This window comes from Erwinia artemisiae, from assembly GCF_051400835.1.
GTDB classification, from domain to species: Bacteria; Pseudomonadota; Gammaproteobacteria; order Enterobacterales; family Enterobacteriaceae; genus Erwinia; species Erwinia aeris.
This window is the reverse complement of the sequence record NZ_JBLFFM010000001.1, coordinates 513,320-533,304: the sequence shown is the minus strand read 5'-3', so window position 1 is coordinate 533,304 and position 19,985 is coordinate 513,320. Positions and strand designations below refer to the sequence as shown.

Below are 19,985 nucleotides of genomic sequence, written 5' to 3'. Positions count from 1 at the left end.
GGTTCCTTATTTGTTGCTGAGCGCATCCAGAGCAAGATTCAGTTCGGGCACGTTAACATACGGCTGGCCGCTGAAACTGAACAGCGGATAGCGGGTGTGCGCGGCGATAAGGCGGCTAATCGTTTCGGGCGACAGCTGGCGTGCTTTCGCCACGCGCGGCGTCTGCCAGCGCGCCGCCTCCGGTGAGATGCCGTTATCCAGCCCGCTGGCGGAGGCGGTCAGCAGATCGACCGGCACCCGACCGCTGGCGTCCGGGTTTTCTGCGCGGGCGGCCGCCAGCCGATCGGCAAACAGCTTATCCAGCGCGGGATTGCCGGGCGCGAGGTTGCTGCCGCCGCTCGCCAGCGGATTATAAGGGGTTTCCGCCGTCGCCGACGGTCGTCCCTGAAAATATTTTGCCTGGCTGAACGCCTGGCCCAGCAGCCGCGAGCCGCGAACCTCGCCGTCAAGCAACAGCAGCGAGCCGCCCGCCTGCTGCGGAAAGAGCCACTGGCCCAGCAGGGTGGTGACCATCGGGTAAACGCCGCCGGTGAGCAGCAGTAAAAAAGCCATCATAAAAAGCGCGGGACGCAGTTGCGACACGGTAAACCTCCTACAGCTGAAGAAGCAAATCGATAAGTTTGATGCCGATAAACGGCAGAGCCAGCCCGCCCAGGCCATACAGCCCCAGGTTGCGGCGCAGCAGCGCGGCGGCGCTGAGCGGCTTATAGCTGACGCCGCGCAGGGCCAGCGGGATCAGGAAGATAATGATCAGCGCGTTAAAGATCACCGCGCTTAAAATGGCCGACGAAGGCGAATGCAGATGCATTATGTTCAGCGCGCCGAACTGCGGGTAGCTGGCCGCAAACGCCGCCGGGATAATGGCAAAGTATTTCGCCACGTCGTTGGCGAGGCTGAAGGTAGTCAGCGAGCCGCGCGTCATCAGCATCTGTTTGCCGATATGCACGACCTCAATCAGCTTGGTCGGGCTGGAATCCAGATCCACCATGTTGCCCGCCTCTTTCGCCGCTTGGGTGCCGGAGTTCATCGCCACCGCCACGTCGGCCTGCGCCAGCGCGGGCGCGTCGTTGGTGCCGTCGCCGGTCATCGCCACCAGTCTGCCCTCGGCCTGATACTGGCGGATCAGCGCCAGCTTCGCTTCCGGCGTCGCTTCGGCAAGAAAGTCGTCCACGCCCGCCTCAGCGGCGATAGCGGCGGCGGTCAGCGGGTTATCGCCGGTGATCATCACGGTGCGGATGCCCATTTTGCGTAACTCGCCGAAGCGCTCTTTGATGCCGCCTTTAACGATATCCCGCAGCGCGATCACGCCCAGCACCTCAAGGTTTTCCGCCACTACCAGCGGCGTGCCGCCCTGGCGCGCGACTTCGTTGACCTTTTCATCCATCTCCGCCGGGAACTGACCGCCGCTGGCGACCACATGGCGACGGATCGCGTCGGCCGAGCCTTTGCGAATGCTGCGTTCCGGCAGGTTAATACCGCTCATTCGCGTCTGGGCGGTAAAGGGGATAAACGTCGCCTGTAGCTGCTGCAAATCGCGTTCACGCAGGTTAAAACGCTGCTTGGCGAGCACCACGATGCTGCGGCCTTCCGGCGTTTCATCGGCCAGCGAAGCCAGCTGCGCCGCATCCGCCAGCCGCTGCTCCGCAATGCCGCTGGCGGGCAGAAAGTCGGAAGCCTGACGGTTGCCGAGCGTAATAGTGCCGGTTTTGTCCAGCAGCAGGATATCGACGTCGCCCGCTGCCTCTACGGCGCGGCCGCTGGTAGCGATCACGTTGGCCGCCAGCATTCGGCTCATCCCGGCAACGCCAATGGCGGAGAGCAGGCCGCCGATGGTGGTGGGGATCAGGCAGACCAGCAGCGCAATCAGCACGGTTACGCTGACCGGCGTGCCGCTCCAGGCCGAAAAGGGCCAAAGGGTAGCGGTCGCCAGCAGAAAGACCAGCGTCAGCGCAATCAGCAGAATGGTCAGCGCGACCTCGTTAGGCGTTTTGCGGCGGCTGGCGCCTTCGACCATGGCGATCATGCTGTCGAGAAAGGTTTCGCCGGGATTGGCGGTACAGCGGATCACCAGCCAGTCGGAAAGCAGACGGGTGCCGCCGGTGACCGAAGCAAAATCGCCGCCCGACTCACGGATAACCGGCGCCGACTCACCGGTAATGGCGCTTTCATCCACCGACGCGCCGCCCTCGATTACTTCGCCATCGCAGGGGATGATATCGCCCGCGCTGGCCAGCACGATGTCGCCTTTGCGCAGTTCGCTGGCGGCGATTTTTTCCGTTGGCGCATCGTGGCGGGCCTCTTTCAGCCGCAGAGCAAAAGCGGTTTTCTGCACGCTTTTCAGGCTGCTGGCCTGCGCCTTGCTGCGGCCTTCCGCCAGCGCCTCGGCAAAACAGGCGAACAGCACGGTAAACCAGAGCCACAGGCTGACGGCGGCGGTAAATCTGGCGTCGCCCGCCAGGCCGCAGGCCATCGCTATCGCCAGCAGCGTGGTCAGCACGCTGCCGATCCAGACCACAAACATCACCGGATTGTGCCACTGAGCCTGCGGCGACAGTTTTTTCACCGCGTCAACCAGCGCCTGGCGCAGCAGCGAAGGCTCAAACAGAGCCAATTGTTTACGGTTCATCGGGTACGCTCCATGTGCATCAGGTGGTCCGCTATCGGGCCGGAAGCCAGAGCGGGGATAAAGGTAAGCGCGCCGGTCAGCAGCACGGTGCCGATCAGCAGGCCGACAAACAGCGGGCCGTGCGTGGGCAGGGTGCCGCTGCTGACCGGCTGGATTTTTTTAGCTACCAGCGATCCGGCAATGGCCATGACCGGCACAATCACCATAAAGCGGCCCGCCAACATGCAGAAGGCCAGCAGCAGGTTCCAGAACGGCGTATTGGCTGACAGACCGGCAAAGGCGCTGCCGTTGTTGTTGGCGGCGGACGAAAGGGCGTAAAGCACTTCGCTGAAGCCGTGCGCGCCGGGGTTCAGCATCGCCGCGCGTCCGGCGTCGCTCATCATCGCCAGCGCGCTGCCGAGCAGTACCAGCGCGGGCGTTACCAGGATCGCCAGCGCCGTCATTTTCATTTCGCGCACGTCGATCTTTTTGCCCAGGTATTCCGGCGTGCGGCCAATCATCAGCCCGGCGATAAACACCGCCAGCAGCACGAACAGCAGCATGCCGTAAAGCCCCGAACCCACGCCGCCGAAGATTACTTCGCCAATCTGCATCAGCCACATCGGGATCATGCCGCCCAGCGCGGTGAAAGAGTCGTGCATGGCGTTGACCGCGCCGCATGAGGCCGCCGTGGTGACCACCGCATACAGGCCGCTTGCCAACACGCCGAAACGGCTCTCTTTACCTTCCAGGTTGGTTCCGTCAACGCCCAGCGCCCGCAGCGTCGGGTTGCCCTGTAGCTCCGCCCAGAACATCGCGCTGGCGCAAAGCACAAAAATCAGCGTCATCGCCGCCAGGATCACCCGTCCCTGACGGGCGTCGCCGACCGCTTCGCCAAAGGCGAAACAGAGCGCCGCCGGGATCAGGAAAATAGCCAGCATCTGCGCAAAATTGCTGATATCGGTAGGGTTTTCAAACGGATGTGCCGAGTTGGCGTTAAAGAAACCGCCGCCGTTGGTGCCCAGCAGCTTGATCGCTTCCTGCGAGGCGACCGGCCCCATCGGCAGCAGCTGCTTCGCGCCTTCAAGGCTGGTGAAAGGCAGATAGGCGGAGAAGCTTTGCACCACGCCCTGTTGGATCAGCAGCAGCGCAAACAGCAGCGAAAGCGGCAGCAGCAGCCAGAGGACGATACGGCCGAGATCCTGCCAGGCGTTGCCCAACGTGGCCGAGGAGCGACGTGCAAACGCACGGATTAGAGCGAAAGCGACGGCCAGGCCGCTGGCGGCCGAGAGAAAGTTTTGCACCGTCAGCCCGGCCATCTGGCTGAAATAGCTCAGCGACGATTCGCCGGCATAGGCCTGCCAGTCGGTATTGGTGACAAAAGAGACGGCGGTGTTTAACGCCAAATCCCAGCTCAGGCCGGGAAAATGCTGCGGATTTAAAGGCAGCGAGCCTTGTAACAGCAGGATCGCCAGCAGCAGGGCAAAGCCCATCGCATTAAACAGCAATATAGCCAGCAGATAGGTTTGCCAGCGCATTTCACCGCGCAGACCGGCCAGGCGCCAGAGGGAGGTTTCAACACCGCCGACAAAAGGTAAGGGACGGGGATCGATCAGGCGGGCTATCAGCCGACCCAGCGGCCAGGCCAGCAGCAGCAGCGCCGCCAGATAGCTCGCTATTAACAATGCGGAAGCCGCCATCAGAAGGCCTCCGCGTTAATCAGGGCATAAATCAGATAGCCCAGCAACAACGCTACCAGCAGCACGCCGGTTATTACTGCAACACTCACGGTTCACCTCATTAAGAGAGTCATTTCGCCATGAGTGTAAAAAGTGGGCCGCAAAGATTTTGCAAAAATGCGGCGGGAAAATATAAAAAAAGTATAAAAATGCGTGAGGCCGCAGCGGGCCTCGCGCACAGGATCAGGAACGCACCAGTTCCTGGAGCACCGTCAGCTGCGCCACCGCTTTATGCATGGCGTCCAGACCGTCGGCAGCGTTTTTCAGCCGGTCGATATTTTCGACCATCCCGCTGCGCTCGGCGCTGTTTTGCTCGCTGAGGCTGGCGATCTGCCCGCGTGCCGCGTGGCTTTTTTGCGCCATATCTTCCGTGGTGGCAACGGTTTTAGAAGCCGTCTTTTTAATCCGCGCGATGGTCGCTACCGTCTCGTTGATGCTTTCACGCGTGGCGTCAGCCTGTTCTTTAGAAGAACGGGCCAGGCGGCGTACCTCTTCTGCTACCACGGCAAAGCCGCGACCGGCCGATCCGGCGCGGGCGGCTTCCACCGCCGCATTCAGCGCCAGCAGGTTGGTCTGGTCGGCAATGGTGCTGATGCCGCTGGTGATTTGCGTAATGCCCTGCGAAATTCTTTCCAGCTCGCCGATTTCAAGGCCCAGCTCATCCTGCGCCTGCAGCGTGACGGTTGCCGCCTCGCCGATCTCGCCGATATTCACGCCAGCCACATCCAGCGCTGCGCTCTGGCGGCTGGTGGCTTTTTCCAGCAGCGGGAAAGTTTGTACTACCGGCCCGATCTGCTGCTGATAGTCGATCACTTTATCAATAACGTCCGTTTGCAGCGTGTGCAGCGCTTCCCAACGACGCAGCGAGCGCTGGGCATAGTGGCCAGCGTAGTCGGCATATTCAATCGGGAAGCGGCTCATGGCTTTGACGTCGCGATCGAAAAAGGCGAGGGCGGACAGCGTCTGGTTGATCGGCACGCCGAATATTTCGCCAAAGCTGGAGAAGCCAGCGGCCGGCACGCCGTCGAACAGCTCCGCCGCAGGCAGGCTTTCCGGGTTGTTAAGGCGGCGCAGCAGGCAGTCGTTCAGCAGCAGTCCGGCCGGTTTGCCATGCGTGGCGACGAATCTGTCCCAGTCCTTACGCGTGGCGGAAACGAAATCGCCCGCCTCCAGCAGATAAAGACGGTCGCCAAACTCCAGATCGCAGAAGAACGTCAGGCTTTCCGCGTCGATTTTCGCTACGGAGCGAATAAAGTACTCATCCGCCACCTTCACGCCGAACGTTTTGCCCTTCAGCTTTTGCTCCAGCTGCTCAGGCTTACAGTGCAGCGCGTCGGCCAGCACTTTTACCGCAGGCTGCTGGCGACCCGTTGCGTCAAACAGCGAACTTACGGTGCGCGCGACGGGATCGGCTTCCGCCACCAGCCAGCTTTGCTGCGTGGGCTGGAAGTTCTGGCTTTTAAACGGCGCAAAGGATTTCCCTTTCGCCATGCGGCAGAACACGATCACCGCTTTGTTTTGCAGCAGCTGGCCGCTGGTGGCCATCCAGGTGTTCTGAAAATCGGTGCGGCCGCCCGCCGAGCCGCCGATAGCCAGGCAGGGGAAGCGTCCGCTGTCATACCAGGCCTGCATCATAAAGCCTTCGGCAGAGGAGAGGCCGTCGCAGTAGATCATCGCGAAGGTTTCTTCGGCAGAGAGCGACATATTGACCTGAAGGCGATCAAGCTGGGCGCGAATGCTGTCGATACGATCGGCAACGGTAGCGCCGCGTGGCACCTGCAGATCGATAGTGTGCACCTCATGACGGGCGACCGTCTGCTCGGGCAGCCACAGCCAGCTGCCCTGAGGGCCGTTGGTGGCACAGTAGGCGGAGCGGCCTTTCTGCGCGCACAGCGCGCCGGTAGAGGAGATAGCGAAGACGGTACGGCCCGGCGCGCTCATCTTTTGCCACGCGTCGTTCACGCGGGCGAAATCGGCTTCCGGCGGTACAAAGACCATCAGCAGGCCTTTACCGCCGCCGGTACCCAGGCTGCCGAAAGCGGTCGGCAGGGCGCGACAGTCATAAGTGTTGCTGACCGGACGACCGGCCAGCGGATTAAGTTTTTTTGGAATCAGTGCGTTCCAGAATGCAGATAATTTTGCCATGGTGTTCTCATAAAAGTAGAGCGCCTGCGTGGGCGCATTAATGCTTATTGTTATAGTGAAACCCCGGCGGGATGCCGGGGGTAAGAAAATTACGCGTCGGACAGGCGGAAGGTAGAAACGGAGTGGTTAAGGAAGTGCACCTGCTCTTCCAGCGAGGCGGAAGCCGCTGCCGACTCCTGCACCAGCGCGGAGTTCTGCTGGGTCACGCTGTCCATCTCGGTTACCGCCTGTTCAATCTGGCTGATGCCGCGGCTCTGCTCGTCAGACGCGGTCGAGATATGATCCATCAGTACATCGACCTGGCTGACCGAGGCGATAATCGCGCCGATAGCGTCGCCGGTACGGCTGACCTGATCGGAACCGGCTTTGATATTGGCGACCGATTCGGCAATCAGGCTTTCAATCTCTTTTGCCGCTACCGCGCTGCGCTGCGCCAGGTTGCGAACTTCGCCCGCCACGACCGCGAAGCCGCGTCCCTGTTCACCCGCGCGCGCCGCTTCCACCGCGGCGTTCAGCGCCAGGATATTGGTCTGGAAAGCGATGCTGTTAATCACGCCGGTAATGTCTTCAATCTTCTTCGAGCTGCTGTTGATTTTGCCCATGGTGACGATGACTTCCTGCGAGACTTTTTCGCCGGTTTTCGCGTTCTTCACCGCTTCGCTGGTCAGACGGCTGGCTTCAAAGACGTTTTCGGTATTCTGTTTCACCGTGGCGCCCAGCTCTTCCATGCTGGCGGCGGTCTGCGTCAGCGCGGCGGCCTGCTGCTCGGTACGCGAAGCCAGGTCGACGTTACCGGCGGCGATTTCCTGCGAGGCGTGCGACACGGTTTGCGTGGAGTTACGCACCTGGCTGATGATATCGGTCAGCGAGCGGCGCATCTGCTCCATGGTGCCCATCAGATCCTGTATTTCGCTGCGGGAAGAGGCCACCACCGGCACCGGCGTATCCAGGATACCCTGAGCAATCTGGCTGCAATGCGCTTTGGCGCTGTCCAGCGGGCTAAGCACGTAGCGCTTCAGGAACATCAACACGCCTGCGATAACAACCAGGAACAGCACGCCGAAGGCGACAATCAGGCCGATACCAAAGGTGAAGTGATCCTGCGCATCGCTGTTCAGGCGCTTCGCGTACTGCTCGTGCAGCGCAAGCACTTTGTCCAGCACCACTTCGTACTGGTGATCCAGGCTGATGACGGTTGGCAGCTGCGCCTTAAAGCGCGCCTGGTCATTGGTTTTAGCCGCGTCCAGCAGCGGGTCGATACCCTGACGGCGGTAAGTTTCATAGGTGGTGCGATACTCATCGGCCAGGCTGGCTTCGCCATCCAGCTTCGGCGCGGCCAGATAGGCCTGGAAAGCCTTGTCCGCTTTGCCCAGCACTTCATTCAGCCCGCTAATCGTCTGCTCAGACTGCAGGCCGCCGCTGTTTTCCATCGTTTTCATATATTCCATCAGGCGCACGCGCAGGGTACGGCTGTGGTTAATAGGATCGATAATAGACAGCACTACACGGATCTCTCTATTCACCGCATCCAGCGACGTATTGCTGCGGGTCAGCAGCCAGACGTTAGCGATCATGCTGGTGAAAAAAATGATAAACAGGAACAGCAGAACCAAAAGCGACGATCTTTTCAGGGACATCTGATTAGCCTTAAAGGAAATAGGATGCTTTCTGTATCGGCAAATTGCGGTAAAGATTTAGTTTTATGGCCGGTGGGGTAGAGGAATATGTCGGCTATTATGCAAATCAAGGATTTATATATGCGTGACGCTGTAACGCAAGGCTTTCGTATTCGTAGGGGGGCATCTATAGCCTTCAAAAAGCAGGGTTATTACAGGACAACATTAAAAGTAATGCTAATGCTGCTCGTTACGTTGTCACCTTTCAGGTTTGGATGCAATGCTATATTCACAGCCATCTGTTACGTTGTCACAAAAAAGGAACAGGCATCCAGGCGCTACGCAACACCAACGGTTTACCCTTTCTTCTCTTCCACTCTTTCAGGGCCACGGTTAGTTTGATCGCAATCACAATAACCCGTTTTCACGGCCGGTAAAGCCGATCGCCGTCACTCTTCTTTGTTAAAAAAATGATGATTTTTTATTACATATTATTATCAATATTCGGGTGGTACAGCCATAAAACAATAGCTTAACGCGACAGGTGGAAACGCCCGTCTTACTTTTTATACCCGCCCGGACCTGAACGATAACTTTTGCTGATGGCCGTCGTGCCGCAGCCTGCGATATGCATCCGAAAGAGGGGAAGTAATGTGCTGACCATACTGGGTTTTTCGATGGTGACCTGTTTCATGTACCTGATTATGACCAAAAGGATGTCGGCGCTGATCGCGCTGATTATCGTGCCGACGGTCTTTGCACTGGCGGCGGGTTATTATCATGGGCTTGGCGAAATGATGTTGAATGGCGTAAAAGCGCTGGCGCCGACGGGCGTGATGCTGACCTTTTCCATTCTCTATTTTGGCCTGATGATCGACGCCGGACTGTTTGACCCGCTGGTACGCTTTATCCTGAAAATCGTGCGCGGCGACCCGCTTAAGGTGCTGGTAGGCACGGCGATACTGACGCTGCTGGTTTCACTGGACGGCGACAGCTCCACCACCTATATGATTGCCGTGGCGGCGTTTTTGCCGCTCTACCGCAAGCTGGGCATGAACGTGCTGGCAATGACCTGTCTGGTCAACCTTGCCAGCGGCATTATGAATCTGTCGCCGTGGGGCGGCCCAACGGCGCGCGCGGCGGCGGCCTTGCATATCGATGCGCTGGACATCTTTATTCCTATGCTGCCCGCCATGTTTCTGGGTTGCGTCACACTCGTTGGTATGGCGGTGCTGTTCGGCATCCGCGAGCGCAGAAGGCTGGGCGTGATGAAGCTCGATAACGATCATCTGGATAATATCGAGCTGGGTCTGGGCGACGCGCAGGAGTGCGCAGCGAACCGGCGGCCAAAAATGTTCTGGCCTAACTTTATTCTGACCACCGTGCTGCTGGTGCTGCTGGTGACCGGGCTGATGCCTATCCAGATCCTGTTTATGCTGGCTTTTGCCATTGCGGTAATGCTGAATTACCCTTCGCTGGAACAGCAAAAAGCGCGTATCAATACCCATGCAGGCAACGTGCTGGCGGTCACCTCGCTGATTTTCGCCGCCGGGGTGTTTACCGGCATTCTGTCCGGCACCGGCATGGTCGATGCAATGGCGAAAAGCCTGCTGGCGGTAATCCCGCATAGCTTTGGGCCTTATCTGGCGATCTTCACCGCGCTGGTCAGCCTGCCATTCACTTTCTTTATGTCTAACGATGCGTTCTATTTCGGCATCCTGCCGGTGATTGCCCAGACAGCCCTGAACTATGGTATCAGCGCAGAAGAAATCGCCAGGGCGTCAATCATCGGCCAGCCTTTCCATCTGCTCAGCCCGTTGGTGCCTTCGGTGTATCTGCTGGTTGGACTGGCGAAAGTGGATATCGGCGACCATCAGCGCTTTGCCATTAAGTGGGGGATCCTGGTCAGTATGGCGCTGCTGGTAGGCGGCCTGCTGTTTGGCGCCTTCCCGTTCTACAGCCGCTAACCCTCCAGGCACGTCGGCGATTTATTGTGATCGGCATCACAATAAGTCGCCCGCGCCAGGCGGCCCAATGGCGATACAACGTTTCAGGATTAATACTTTTGGTCGGCTTTTCCTTCAAGCCGGTTTAAAAAGTGAGGTCTTATGAAACGTGATGTATTGAGCGAAGAATATTATGACGAAGTCTGTCGGGTGATTGGCGACGCGGCCATTGTGCTGGCTGAAAGCGGACACAATACCAGCCGGGATATCCTGGCAAACCTGCTGGTCAGAACACGCCATGAACGAACGGATGCGGATCGGGACGAGCAGAAGGTGCTGGAACACGCGATTCGTCTGATAAAACCTGATTAATTCAGGTTTTTTTACACTTTGTACCTGAAAAGTAGCGGCTTTCTGCCAGGCTTAAGTTATGCAGAACCAAGATCGGACTTTTTAAACGAAAGGAGTGTTTATGAAAAAAGTGCTTACGCTGGCCGCGCTGCTTGCCCTTAGCCTGAACGTGATGGCCGAGGACAAAGGGGGATTTAAAGCGGGAGAAACGCCGCCACCGCCGCACAAGCAGGATGCAGGCTACAAAGGCTCGGAAGATACTAACGAGAGCCTGGTGAAGTCGGTTCGTACGCTGAAGGAAGGTTCCTGGGTGACGATGGAAGGGAATATCATCAAAAAGGTTTCTGGCAATATTTATACCTTCCAGGATAAATCAGGCAATATCAATCTGGTTATCCCTGAATCAGCCTGGGGCGGAGAGAAGTACGATGCCAAAGATCTGGTACGGGTGAGCGGTTTTGTAAAACATAAAGATAAGCAAACGGAAATCGCAGTAAAACAGATTGGCGATCCGTAACACTCTCAAGGGCGAACGCTAAGGTTCGCCCAATGCCGTTCAGCGTTGGCTTTGCAGCAGTTCAGTAAGGTGCTGCAGAGCAAACAGGGCGGCTTTTCTTACTACCTCTTCGCAATCCCCTGAAAAATGCTGCTTCAGCGCGCGTACCTCGCCATCTGGCAGGCCCCAGCCAAACCACACCGTACCCGCAGGCGTGCCATCTTCGCCGCCGTCCGGCCCGGCATAGCCGGTAACCGCAATGCTGGCTTTTTCGCCCGACACTTCTTTCGCGCCGGCTGCCATTTCGCGCGCGGTCGCCTCGCTTACCGCCGTGTGTTCCTGGAGCGTTTTTTCACTGACGTGCAGAATGCGATGTTTGGCGCTGTCGGTATAGGTTACAAACCCGCTGGTGAAATAGCTGCTGCTGTCGCTTGCCGCGCCCAGTGCAGAGCTGACCAGACCTGACGTGCAGGATTCGGCGGCAGCCACTTTGGCCCCGGCCTGTAGTAAAACTTTGCCGAGTCTTTCGGCGGTATTCAGTAATTCCTTATCCATTGTGAGACTCCAGTTGCTGGTGGCCCCGCCGCGATGACGGGGCAGAGTTGTCAGCTTTGTGGCACGAGTTCGGTTTTAATCCAGCCTGGCTGGCGCTTGTCGAAGGCTTTATAAGCGTCAAGTACGTCGCTAAGCGGCTCCACTTTCGTTAATACCTTGACCGGATCGATGGCGCCGGTGCGTACCAGTTCCAGCAAGCCCGGAATAATAGTGTGATGGTTGCAGTTGCCCATCTTAAGGGTCAGATTCTTATTCATCGCCTTGCCGATAGGGAAAGTTTCCGCTTCCGGCGGATAAACGCCGATAATGCTTAAACGACCGGCCTTTTTCAGCGTGGCGATAGCCCATTCCAGCGCCTGAGTGGGCGCGTCGCCCGGCACCCAGTTGCCTGCCTGCGGGTGCGTTTCTGGTGCCACCTGATCCACTTCCGCCGCAAATTTTTCTGCTTTTTGCTGCGCCTCTTCCGCTGCCGGGCCGTGGTGCGCATGTTGGCTGTCTACGCCGACTGCATCAATAGCGCAGTCCGCGCCGACGCCGCCCGTCAGGCGATTAAGGGTTTCTACCGGATCTTCTTCTTCAAAATTTACCGTGAATGCACCCTGACGACGCGCCATAGCCAGGCGATCGACATGGCCGTCCACCGCAATCACGCGGGCGGCGCCCTTGAGGAAAGCGCTGGCGATAGCGAACTGGCCGACCGGCCCGCAGCCGAAGACCGCCACAACGTCGCCTTTTTTGATTTCGCCCGCTTCCGCGCCAAACCAGGCGGTGGGGAAAATATCGCTAACCATCAGCGCCTGCTCGTCGCTGACGTTATCGGGAATTTTTACCAGCGTATTGACGGCATAGGGAATGCGCGCTTTTTCCGCCTGAAGCCCGTTTACCGGGCCGGTTGCGGCCGGGCCGCCGAAAAAGCAGGTGCCGGCGGCAGGCCCGTTGGGGTTGGCGTTGTCGCACTGGGCGGTATTGCCTTCCCGACAGGGCGGACAGGTGCCGCAGGAAACGGTCGAGCAAACCACCACGCGGTCGCCGACAGCGAAATTGCGAACATCGTCGCCGAGCGCTTCAATCACGCCGACGCCTTCGTGTCCCAGAATGGTGCCGGGCTGCATTTTACTGAAGGTGCCGCGAACAAAATGCAGATCGGTGCCGCAGATAGCGGAAGCCGTCAGGCGGATCACCGCATCGGTTGGTTTTTCTATCGCTGGCTCCGGGACGTCATCAAGACGAATGTCGCCGACAGCATGCCAGACTAGTGCTTTCATAGGCTCTCCCTTTTTTATCTACCGGGCCTGAGCGTCAGGCGTCCGCTGAAAAGTATAGATAAATTTTTACGGGAAGAAGGCGGCCACAGGCGTTTAACGTTCGGCGATAAGCGATGGCCGTAATGCAGCGCTATGCGGCGCGTCCGAAATTTCCGCTGGCAGCTCGTTCTCAAAAGCCCTGTCAAAGGGCGGCGGCAAACAGAAATCGGTGCCACGCTGTTGATGAAATTCCGCCAGCCATTGGCTGTAAATGGTCAGTAAGCCGTCATGGTTCTCGCTGCCGCCAAGGCGGCGGATAAACAGCCAGCGTGGTGGATCGGCGCGGTCACGCACGTAGAGTTCAGGCTGGATGCTGCCGCCGCAGGCGGTGATACACACTTCGGAAAACTGGATCTTCGGCCATTGTCCCAAACGGGTCAGAAAATGTTGTTTTTCCATGCTCCACCGTACTATGCACAGTTAAGGGGCTGATTGTGCGGCAGTCGTGCTGCGCGCTGAACCAGAATCGCTATTCCCTGAAGCCGTCCGGCCGTGGCCGAAGAAAAAAATGGTGTCCGCTCTTTACTGGCGCGGAGCCACTGGCGGTTCAACCGATTTTGTAAAAATTCGTTAATTAAGTCCAGCTCTTTGTGTGGTTATTGGCATTATCAGGAATGCGCCTGGTCAGTATCCAGGCAGAAGCATCAGCAAAGCTGTTACGCAGAAGAAAGTAAAAAAAGAACGAAGCGGCAGTGGCTTATAACGAAGCGGCAGAAATTGATGAACGATTAATATTTATTTATTTGCTCAGTGGGTAAGCTAATAATTCCTGAAACGGGATAAGTATTTTTTAAATATAAAATTAAAATTGATTAAGATTTTTCCTGATTGTTGTTATTAATCAATGAGATAACTAGCCATAATTTTTACTTATTTTTATGCCGCCGTTTCCTTGCAATTATAAGCGTGGCTGCTAGATTTAACTACGTAGCACCTTCACTGATTTTTAATTCCCCCCGGGATTAAATAATTGAGAAAAAACCATTGAGTATTATTTAACACGAAGAGGACATTTGTATGACTCAGCATCGTGGTAATTCAAATTCGGGTAATTTCGCAGAAGATCGTGAAAAGGCGTCAGAAGCAGGCAAAAAAGGCGGACAGAGCAGTAGCGGCAGCGGCAGCTTTAAAAACGACCGTGAAAAAGCCTCTGAAGCCGGTAAAAAAGGTGGCGAGAAGAGCCGCCGCAGCTAAAAAGTAATGCGCCTGCCGCGCGCAGGCTCGCCGCCATCGGCCCTCCGGGCGGTGGCGGTTGTGCTTCCCCTCTGTTTCACTCCCTCTGATACTTCCGTCTCCTGATAACTCAGCCCTGAATATTCCTCTATACTGGTTTAAGAAGAAGAATAACCGCTATCGGCAGTAAAGCTTGCAATAAGCGCTATCTGCAAATGCCCGCTCAGAAAAGGAGAGCCCGTGTTAAAAATGATCGCCAGCGTATTTACCAGCCCGGAAAGGTTGCTTAACGCCATGTCCCGCAATGATATGCAGGAAGCTAAAGATGACGGCGAACGTATTTTGATCGATGAAGACGGTGCGGCGTCGGTGAATTTACAAAGCAAAGAGGTTCATGAGGATTTCGCCCGCCACGTTGCCATGCTCAAACACACGCGCAAAACGCCGCCGGACGAGGAAGAACGCAAGAAAAAGCAAAGACATGTGCTGCTTCCGGAAGAGATATCCTGACCGCTAAAACGTCTGGATGCAGGGACGAACTGAAAGAAACCCCACGATGCCGTGGGGTTTTTTATGCTTACTCTTTCGGTAGCGCGTACGCGACCAGCGCATCGCCGGAAGTGGTACCCAGCCCGCCGTGCCCGCCTGCCGCAATCACCACATACTGACGACCGTCCTTACCGGTATAGGTCATCGGCGTCGCCTGGCCGCCCGCTGGCAGTTTGGCTTTCCACAGCTCGTGGCCCGTGGCTTCGTCAAAAGCGCGCAGGTAGTTATCCGCCGTAGCGCCCATAAATATCAGCCCGCTGCGGGTAATGATGTTGCCGCCCATCATAAAAATGCCGGTCGGCAACGGCGCGTTGGTATGAGTGCCGAAAATATTCATATTACGCGTGGTGCCCGCCGGTCTTTCCCAGGCGATTTTACGGGTGTTAAGATCGATGGCGATCAGCTTGCCCCACGGCGGCGCGCTGCAAGGTGCGCCCAGTGCCGTCAGCCAGGGTTTCACCACGGCCGCCCAGCCGGTGCCATACTGCGGCCCTACGGCGAACTCTTTCGGTTTCGGATAGGATTGCCCGCTGGCCCAGCCTGCCCACGGCTTCATCAGGCCCTGTTTGATCGCCTCGTCATGCTTCATCAGCTCCATGGTGAAAGGGATGTAGCTGGTGTTGGCAATCAGTAAATGCCGCTGCGGATCCACCGAAGCGCCGTACCAGTCCATCACGCCGTCAAACGCAGGATAGGCGATAGAGGTGCCTTCCGCAGGCGGCGTATATTGGCCCTGATAGCGATAGCGGTGGAACTGAATGCGGCAGATCAGCTGATCGATCGGCGTCGCGCCCCACATATCGGTTTCTTCCAGATTTGGCGGTGCAAGGCTCGGCATGCCGACCGGATCCGGCTGCGTAGGTGACAAATGCTCGCCCGGCAGCGAGGGCGAGGTCGGCACCGGCTTCTCATCCACCTGCGCCAGCGGTTTGCCGTTGCGGCGATCCAGCAGGAACAGCTTGCCCATTTTGGTGGTCTGCACCAGCGCAGGCACGGTTTCGCCATTTTTGCCCGGCAGGTCAACCAGCGTTGGGCCAACCGGCACGTCGAAATCCCAGACGTCATGATGCACGGTCTGGAAATGCCAGCGCTCTTCACCCGTATGAATATCCAGTGCCACCAGCGCGCTGGAATACTTCTCGTCAAAAGGTCGCCGTTTGCCGCCGTAATAATCCGGCGTCGCGTTGCCCAGCGGAATATAAATCAGGCCCAGCTTTTCGTCCGCCGTATAGGTTCCCCAGCCGTTAGGCGTGCCGTGCGTATACTCTTCGCCAGGCTTCAGCGGCGCGTTCTGCGGCGTTCTGCCCAGGTCCCAGGCCCAGGAGAGCTGGCCGGTTTTTACGTCATAAGCGCGTACCACGCCGGAAGGTTCGCCGGTGGTCTGGTTATCGTATATCCAGCCGCCCAGCACGATGCGGCCTTCCATCACCATCGGCTGCGAGGTAATAAAATGGAAGCCCGGCGGCACCTGGCCCATATGGTCGGTCAGGCTGACATAGCCCTTGTTGCCAAACGAGGCGCAAGGTTCGCCGGTTTGCGCATTCAGCGCCACCATGCGGGCATCGCTGGTGGTGGTGATGATTTTTTCCGGGCAGGTGCTGTCATCCACCGCCTTGCTGTAAGCCACGCCGCGGCAGGCCAGATATTCATTGGCCGAGGTGTCTACTTTGGGATCAAACTTCCAGCGCTGTTTGCCGCTGGTGGCGTCAAGCGCAATCACCTGGCGATGCGGCGTACAGATAAAGAGCGTGTTGCCAACCTTAATCGGCGTCACTTCAAAGCTGAACTCGCGTCCCGCTTTATCTTCCCCTTTACGCAGGGTATCGCCGGTATGGAACTGCCAGGCGGGCTGCAGCTGGCTGACATTGGCGGGCGTAATCTGCGTCAGTGGCGAAAAGCGCTGGCCATCGCGCGTACGGCCATAATGCTGCCAGTCATTATCGTTATCGGTTGCGATCGCGGCCTGAGCTGCCGGCACGGGCTGATGATGCACAAAGCGAGTTGCCGTTACGTGCCAGCCTGACCAGAAGACCAGCACGATAGCGGCCAGATAGACCACGCCAGCCAGCGTGCCCGCGCGGCGCTGCGTGTGCATCACCGGTCGGACGATCCACGGCAGGCTGCACCAGACGCCCAGTACGGCCAGCGCGAAAAGGCGCGGCATCAGCTTCCAGCCGTCCAGACCGACTTCATACAGCGACCAGGCTACGCAAATCAGAAAGGAGAGCAGGTAAAGCCAAAGACCGGCCGGACGGCGTTTAACGATAAAAATGCCGCTAAGGAAGAAACCGGCGCCGAAAATCAGGTACCAGGGCGTGCCGCCCAGCGTTGCCAGCCAGCCGCCGAGCACCAGGAAAGCCAGGCCGAACAGGCTAACGACGATCCCAGTGATGGCAGGTAGGGTGAACCAAAATTTTTTCTGCATAAGGTCTTGATAAGTGAGTAACAGGTAAGGCAAGCATAGAGGATGCAAAGTTTTGCAAAGATAGCGGGTGGGGAGAGCGGCGTGCTTGTCTTTAATAGTTCTATTTTTCAATTGATTAGCATGTAAGGATTATTGTCTCAAAATCTTACCGTTGGCTATTGGCAGCCAGGAAGGCTGCTTTTTGATCTGCGTTTCCCTTAAGAGGTGGTTGTTTATTGCGCGGTTGATAGCCATCCAGACGGCAATACCGGCAAATTGCATTAATAGCTGGTAACATTGCGCTCCAGTTAATACTGTTAATAACCAGCTCGTTTGTTGAATAAAACCGCTGGAAAACGCCCTGACGGTAAAATAGCTGTAACATTGATGATGAAACGGGCAGGCCGCTACGTTATGCCTTTTGGCTATATATCATGGTATTTGGGTCTTTGCTGACCCGCGACCGGCCTGACGCTATCCCGTATCATAAGCATCACCAATAACATATTAAAAATAGTCAGTTTATTGACCAGCCTGCGGGCTGCACAACACGGGATAAAACAGGCGACAAATGATAGTTTTGCGTAATGTTTCCAAAACCTTTCACGCCGCGGCTGGCCCGGTGACGGCGGTTGATGATGTGAATCTCAACGTCGAACAGGGGCAGATTTACGGCATTATCGGCTACAGCGGCGCGGGGAAAAGTACGCTGATCCGCCTGCTGAACGGACTGGAAAAACCGACTTCCGGCAGCGTCACTATTGCAGGTAAAGATATCGCGCAGGCGAAGGGCGAGGCGCTGCGTCAGGCGCGTCTGAAAATCAGCATGGTGTTTCAGCACTTCAACCTGCTCTGGTCGCGTACCGTCAGCGAAAATATTGCCTTTTCGCTGCAAATCGCCGGCGCGCCCAAAGCCGCCATCAAAACGCGCGTGCAGGAGCTGATCGAACTGGTCGGCCTGAAGGGTAAAGAGCACGCCTATCCTGCTCAGCTGAGCGGCGGGCAGAAGCAGCGCGTAGGTATCGCTCGCGCACTGGCCAATAATCCGGAAGTGTTGCTGTGCGATGAGGCGACTTCGGCGCTGGATCCACAGACAACCGACGCCATTCTCGATCTGCTGCTGGATATCAACCGCAAGCTAAAGCTGACTATCGTGCTGATTACGCATGAAATGCACGTAGTGCGTAAAATCTGTCACCGCGTGGCGGTGATGGAAGCGGGCAGAATCGTGGAAGAAGGCGAAGTGCTGTCGGTATTTACTCATCCGCAGCAGCCGATTACCCGACAGTTCGTCAAGCAAACGGCAGAGTACAGCAGCGCCGAGACGCCGTTTAACCCTGAACTGATTGACCGCACGGCGGGCAGCGTGCTGAAGCTGACCTTTGTCGGCCAGAACACGCAGCAGCCGATCGTAGGCGAACTGACGCTGAAATACGGCACGCCTTTTAATATTTTGCACGGCAAGATGACGCAAACCACCAACGGCACTTTCGGCGAGCTGTGGTTACAGGTTGCCGCCACCGGCAGCGCGCTGGAAAACATCCTGGCCGATTTACACGCCCACGCCATTACGACCGAGGTGGTTCATGACTGAGACTCTTTTCCCCCATCTGAAGCTTGATCAGCTTTGGGCGGCAACCTGTGAAACCCTGTATATGACCTCGCTGTCCGGCGTGGCGACCTTTGTGCTGGGCATTTTGTTCGGTCTGGCGCTGTTTCTGACCGCGCGCGGCGGCCTGTTTCAGAACCGCGCCGTTTATTCGGTGATTTCGGTACTGGTTAACGTCTTCCGCTCCATTCCTTTTATTATCCTGATTGTTTTGCTGATCCCGTTCACCAAAACGTTAATCGGCACCATTCTGGGCGCGGATGCGGCTTTGCCCGCGCTGATTGTTGGGGCGGCGCCGTTCTATGCCCGACTGGTCGAAATTGGCCTGCGCGAAGTGGATAAAGGCGTGATTGAGGCTTCCCGCTCAATGGGCGCGCGGCTGAGCACGCTGATCTTTCGCGTACTGCTGCCGGAATCTTCACCGGCGCTGGTTTCCGGTATGACGGTAACGCTGATTGCGCTGGTCAGCTACAGCGCGATGGCCGGGGTGATCGGCGCGGGCGGTTTGGGTAACCTGGCCTATCTGGAGGGCTTCCAGCGCAACCACAGCGATGTCACGCTGGTGGCGACGGTTATGATCCTGATTATCGTTTTTATTATTCAGTTTATTGGCGATTTCATCACAACACGGCTCGACAAACGCTAACTCACGAAGGAAGTAATAATGAAAAAGACACTGACGCTGCTGGCTGCGGCAACCCTGGGGGCGCTGAGCCTGAGCGCATGGGCAGACACCCTGACCATCGGCGCATCCAACGTGCCGCACGCGGAAATCCTGGAGCAGGCTAAGCCGATTCTGGCGAAGCAGGGCATCGATCTGGAAATCAAACCTTTCCAGGACTACATCCTGCCGAACACCGCGCTGGCCAGCCGCGATATCGATGCGAACTATTTCCAGCACGTACCTTATCTGAACAGCGTGCTGAAAGATCATGCCGACGACAAGAGCTATGATTTTGTCAGCGCGGGCGCAATCCATATCGAGCCGATTGGCATCTACTCTAAAAAGTACAAATCGCTGAAAGACCTGCCGCAGAACGGCAAAGTTATTATGCGCGACGCGGTATCGGAAGAAGGGCGTATCCTTTCTATCTTTGAGAAAGAAGGCGTCATCAAACTGAAGCCGGGCGTGAGCAAAGTTGACGCGCGCATCAGCGATATCGTGGAAAACCCGAAACATCTGAAGTTCCTGGCTAACGTGGAAGGCGCACTGCTGCCGCAAATGTATAATAACGACGAAGGCGATGCGGTAGTAATTAACGCCAACTACGCTATCGACGCAGGCCTGGATCCGGTAAAAGATCCGATTGCAGTTGAGAGCGGCGAAAATAACCCTTACGCCAATATTATCACCGTGCATCGCGGCGACGAAAACAAGCCGGATATTAAAGCGCTGGTGACGGTGCTGCATTCTAAGCAAATCCAGGACTGGATCCGCACCAAATATAAAGGCGCGGTTATTCCTGTTAATAACTGATTGCTGTTTAATAAAA

Annotated in this window: 17 protein-coding genes and 1 pseudogene; 8 read left to right on the top strand and 10 right to left on the bottom strand. The window is 57.1% G+C overall.

Going from position 1 to position 19,985, the window contains the following annotated elements; all coding sequences use genetic code 11:
* Positions 1-6: 6 nt before the first annotated feature.
* From kdpC to ACMGEE_RS02540, 6 genes are all read right to left on the bottom strand, one after another.
* On the bottom strand, positions 7-582 hold the full coding sequence (gene kdpC / locus ACMGEE_RS02565; protein WP_436829616.1) for a potassium-transporting ATPase subunit KdpC: 576 nt from the start codon (positions 580-582) through the stop codon (positions 7-9).
* A 10-nt stretch (positions 583-592) separates the two neighbouring features.
* Positions 593-2,626 (bottom strand): potassium-transporting ATPase subunit KdpB, encoded by a 2,034-nt coding sequence (kdpB, locus tag ACMGEE_RS02560; protein ID WP_436829615.1) that lies wholly within the window; start codon positions 2,624-2,626, stop codon positions 593-595.
* Entirely contained in the window at positions 2,623-4,305 is a 1,683-nt protein-coding gene (gene kdpA / locus ACMGEE_RS02555; RefSeq protein WP_436829614.1) for a potassium-transporting ATPase subunit KdpA, read from the bottom strand. The genes kdpB and kdpA overlap by 4 nt, the downstream gene beginning before the upstream one ends.
* Entirely contained in the window at positions 4,305-4,394 is a 90-nt protein-coding gene (gene kdpF, locus ACMGEE_RS02550; RefSeq protein ID WP_125287524.1) for a K(+)-transporting ATPase subunit F, read from the bottom strand. The genes kdpA and kdpF overlap by 1 nt, the downstream gene beginning before the upstream one ends.
* A gap of 133 nt (positions 4,395-4,527) precedes the next feature.
* Positions 4,528-6,489 carry a methyl-accepting chemotaxis protein gene (locus ACMGEE_RS02545; RefSeq protein WP_369894735.1) on the bottom strand — a complete coding sequence of 654 codons (1,962 nt, stop codon included), beginning with the start codon at positions 6,487-6,489 and terminating at the stop codon, positions 4,528-4,530.
* An 89-nt stretch (positions 6,490-6,578) separates the two neighbouring features.
* Entirely contained in the window at positions 6,579-8,126 is a 1,548-nt protein-coding gene (locus ACMGEE_RS02540) for a methyl-accepting chemotaxis protein (protein ID WP_301250847.1), read from the bottom strand.
* 632 nt (positions 8,127-8,758) lie between these two features.
* Between ACMGEE_RS02540 and ACMGEE_RS02535 the strand changes: the two genes are divergently transcribed.
* The 3 genes from ACMGEE_RS02535 (at position 8,759) to ACMGEE_RS02525 (ending at position 10,919) form a co-directional block, all read left to right on the top strand.
* Positions 8,759-10,072: a CitMHS family transporter gene (locus tag ACMGEE_RS02535; protein ID WP_436829613.1), complete on the top strand. Its 1,314-nt coding sequence runs from the start codon at positions 8,759-8,761 to the stop codon at positions 10,070-10,072.
* 141 nt (positions 10,073-10,213) lie between these two features.
* The gene (locus ACMGEE_RS02530) at positions 10,214-10,423 is read left to right on the top strand and encodes a DUF2767 family protein (protein ID WP_125287527.1); all 210 of its coding nucleotides are present in this window, start codon (positions 10,214-10,216) and stop codon (positions 10,421-10,423) included.
* 100 nt (positions 10,424-10,523) lie between these two features.
* A complete protein-coding gene (locus tag ACMGEE_RS02525) occupies positions 10,524-10,919 on the top strand; it encodes a YgiW/YdeI family stress tolerance OB fold protein (protein ID WP_436829612.1) in 396 nt (131 codons plus the stop codon).
* Between the two features lie 39 nt (positions 10,920-10,958).
* On the opposite strand, the gene ACMGEE_RS02520 is transcribed toward ACMGEE_RS02525, so the two are convergent.
* From ACMGEE_RS02520 to ACMGEE_RS02510, 3 genes are all read right to left on the bottom strand, one after another.
* Positions 10,959-11,453: a CinA family protein gene (locus ACMGEE_RS02520; protein WP_253454217.1), complete on the bottom strand. Its 495-nt coding sequence runs from the start codon at positions 11,451-11,453 to the stop codon at positions 10,959-10,961.
* A 50-nt stretch (positions 11,454-11,503) separates the two neighbouring features.
* Positions 11,504-12,718, bottom strand: coding sequence for a zinc-dependent alcohol dehydrogenase (locus ACMGEE_RS02515; RefSeq protein WP_436829611.1), 1,215 nt, complete (start codon positions 12,716-12,718; stop codon positions 11,504-11,506).
* 93 nt (positions 12,719-12,811) lie between these two features.
* Positions 12,812-13,156, bottom strand: a complete 345-nt coding sequence (locus ACMGEE_RS02510) for a hypothetical protein (RefSeq protein WP_253454213.1) — start codon at positions 13,154-13,156, stop codon at positions 12,812-12,814.
* 618 nt (positions 13,157-13,774) lie between these two features.
* On the opposite strand from ACMGEE_RS02510, the gene ACMGEE_RS02505 reads away from it, so the two are divergent.
* Together ACMGEE_RS02505 and ACMGEE_RS02500 are read left to right on the top strand one after the other, a co-directional pair.
* A complete protein-coding gene (locus tag ACMGEE_RS02505) occupies positions 13,775-13,951 on the top strand; it encodes a con-10 family general stress protein (RefSeq protein WP_125287532.1) in 177 nt (58 codons plus the stop codon).
* Positions 13,952-14,170: 219 nt separating this feature from the next.
* Positions 14,171-14,359 (top strand): annotated as a pseudogene (locus ACMGEE_RS02500) (hypothetical protein); the annotation flags it as partial.
* A 148-nt stretch (positions 14,360-14,507) separates the two neighbouring features.
* Here the strand turns inward: ACMGEE_RS02500 and ACMGEE_RS02495 are convergent.
* Complete coding sequence (locus tag ACMGEE_RS02495) at positions 14,508-16,904, bottom strand: membrane-bound PQQ-dependent dehydrogenase, glucose/quinate/shikimate family (protein WP_369894731.1); 2,397 nt, start codon at positions 16,902-16,904, stop codon at positions 14,508-14,510.
* A gap of 550 nt (positions 16,905-17,454) precedes the next feature.
* Here ACMGEE_RS02495 and ACMGEE_RS02490 point away from each other — a divergent pair.
* The 3 genes from ACMGEE_RS02490 to ACMGEE_RS02480 are packed head-to-tail and all read left to right on the top strand — an operon-like array spanning position 17,455 to position 19,969.
* Positions 17,455-18,477 (top strand): methionine ABC transporter ATP-binding protein, encoded by a 1,023-nt coding sequence (locus ACMGEE_RS02490; RefSeq protein ID WP_253454209.1) that lies wholly within the window; start codon positions 17,455-17,457, stop codon positions 18,475-18,477.
* On the top strand, positions 18,470-19,138 hold the full coding sequence (locus tag ACMGEE_RS02485) for a methionine ABC transporter permease (protein ID WP_370734038.1): 669 nt from the start codon (positions 18,470-18,472) through the stop codon (positions 19,136-19,138). The genes ACMGEE_RS02490 and ACMGEE_RS02485 overlap by 8 nt, the downstream gene beginning before the upstream one ends.
* An 18-nt stretch (positions 19,139-19,156) precedes the next feature.
* Entirely contained in the window at positions 19,157-19,969 is an 813-nt protein-coding gene (locus ACMGEE_RS02480; protein WP_253454205.1) for a MetQ/NlpA family ABC transporter substrate-binding protein, read from the top strand.
* Positions 19,970-19,985 lie beyond the last annotated feature (16 nt).

Coding starts and splice junctions, on each gene's coding strand:
- ACMGEE_RS02510 (WP_253454213.1), bottom strand. CDS start 13,156: ATGGAAAAACAACATTTTCTGACCCGTTTGGGACAATGGCCGAAGATC.
- ACMGEE_RS02525 (WP_436829612.1), top strand. CDS start 10,524: ATGAAAAAAGTGCTTACGCTGGCCGCGCTGCTTGCCCTTAGCCTGAAC.
- ACMGEE_RS02540 (WP_301250847.1), bottom strand. CDS start 8,126: ATGTCCCTGAAAAGATCGTCGCTTTTGGTTCTGCTGTTCCTGTTTATC.
- kdpB (WP_436829615.1), bottom strand. CDS start 2,626: ATGAACCGTAAACAATTGGCTCTGTTTGAGCCTTCGCTGCTGCGCCAG.
- ACMGEE_RS02530 (WP_125287527.1), top strand. CDS start 10,214: ATGAAACGTGATGTATTGAGCGAAGAATATTATGACGAAGTCTGTCGG.
- ACMGEE_RS02515 (WP_436829611.1), bottom strand. CDS start 12,718: ATGAAAGCACTAGTCTGGCATGCTGTCGGCGACATTCGTCTTGATGAC.
- ACMGEE_RS02495 (WP_369894731.1), bottom strand. CDS start 16,904: ATGCAGAAAAAATTTTGGTTCACCCTACCTGCCATCACTGGGATCGTC.
- ACMGEE_RS02485 (WP_370734038.1), top strand. CDS start 18,470: ATGACTGAGACTCTTTTCCCCCATCTGAAGCTTGATCAGCTTTGGGCG.
- ACMGEE_RS02480 (WP_253454205.1), top strand. CDS start 19,157: ATGAAAAAGACACTGACGCTGCTGGCTGCGGCAACCCTGGGGGCGCTG.
- ACMGEE_RS02505 (WP_125287532.1), top strand. CDS start 13,775: ATGACTCAGCATCGTGGTAATTCAAATTCGGGTAATTTCGCAGAAGAT.
- ACMGEE_RS02520 (WP_253454217.1), bottom strand. CDS start 11,453: ATGGATAAGGAATTACTGAATACCGCCGAAAGACTCGGCAAAGTTTTA.
- ACMGEE_RS02490 (WP_253454209.1), top strand. CDS start 17,455: ATGATAGTTTTGCGTAATGTTTCCAAAACCTTTCACGCCGCGGCTGGC.
- kdpA (WP_436829614.1), bottom strand. CDS start 4,305: ATGGCGGCTTCCGCATTGTTAATAGCGAGCTATCTGGCGGCGCTGCTG.
- ACMGEE_RS02545 (WP_369894735.1), bottom strand. CDS start 6,489: ATGGCAAAATTATCTGCATTCTGGAACGCACTGATTCCAAAAAAACTT.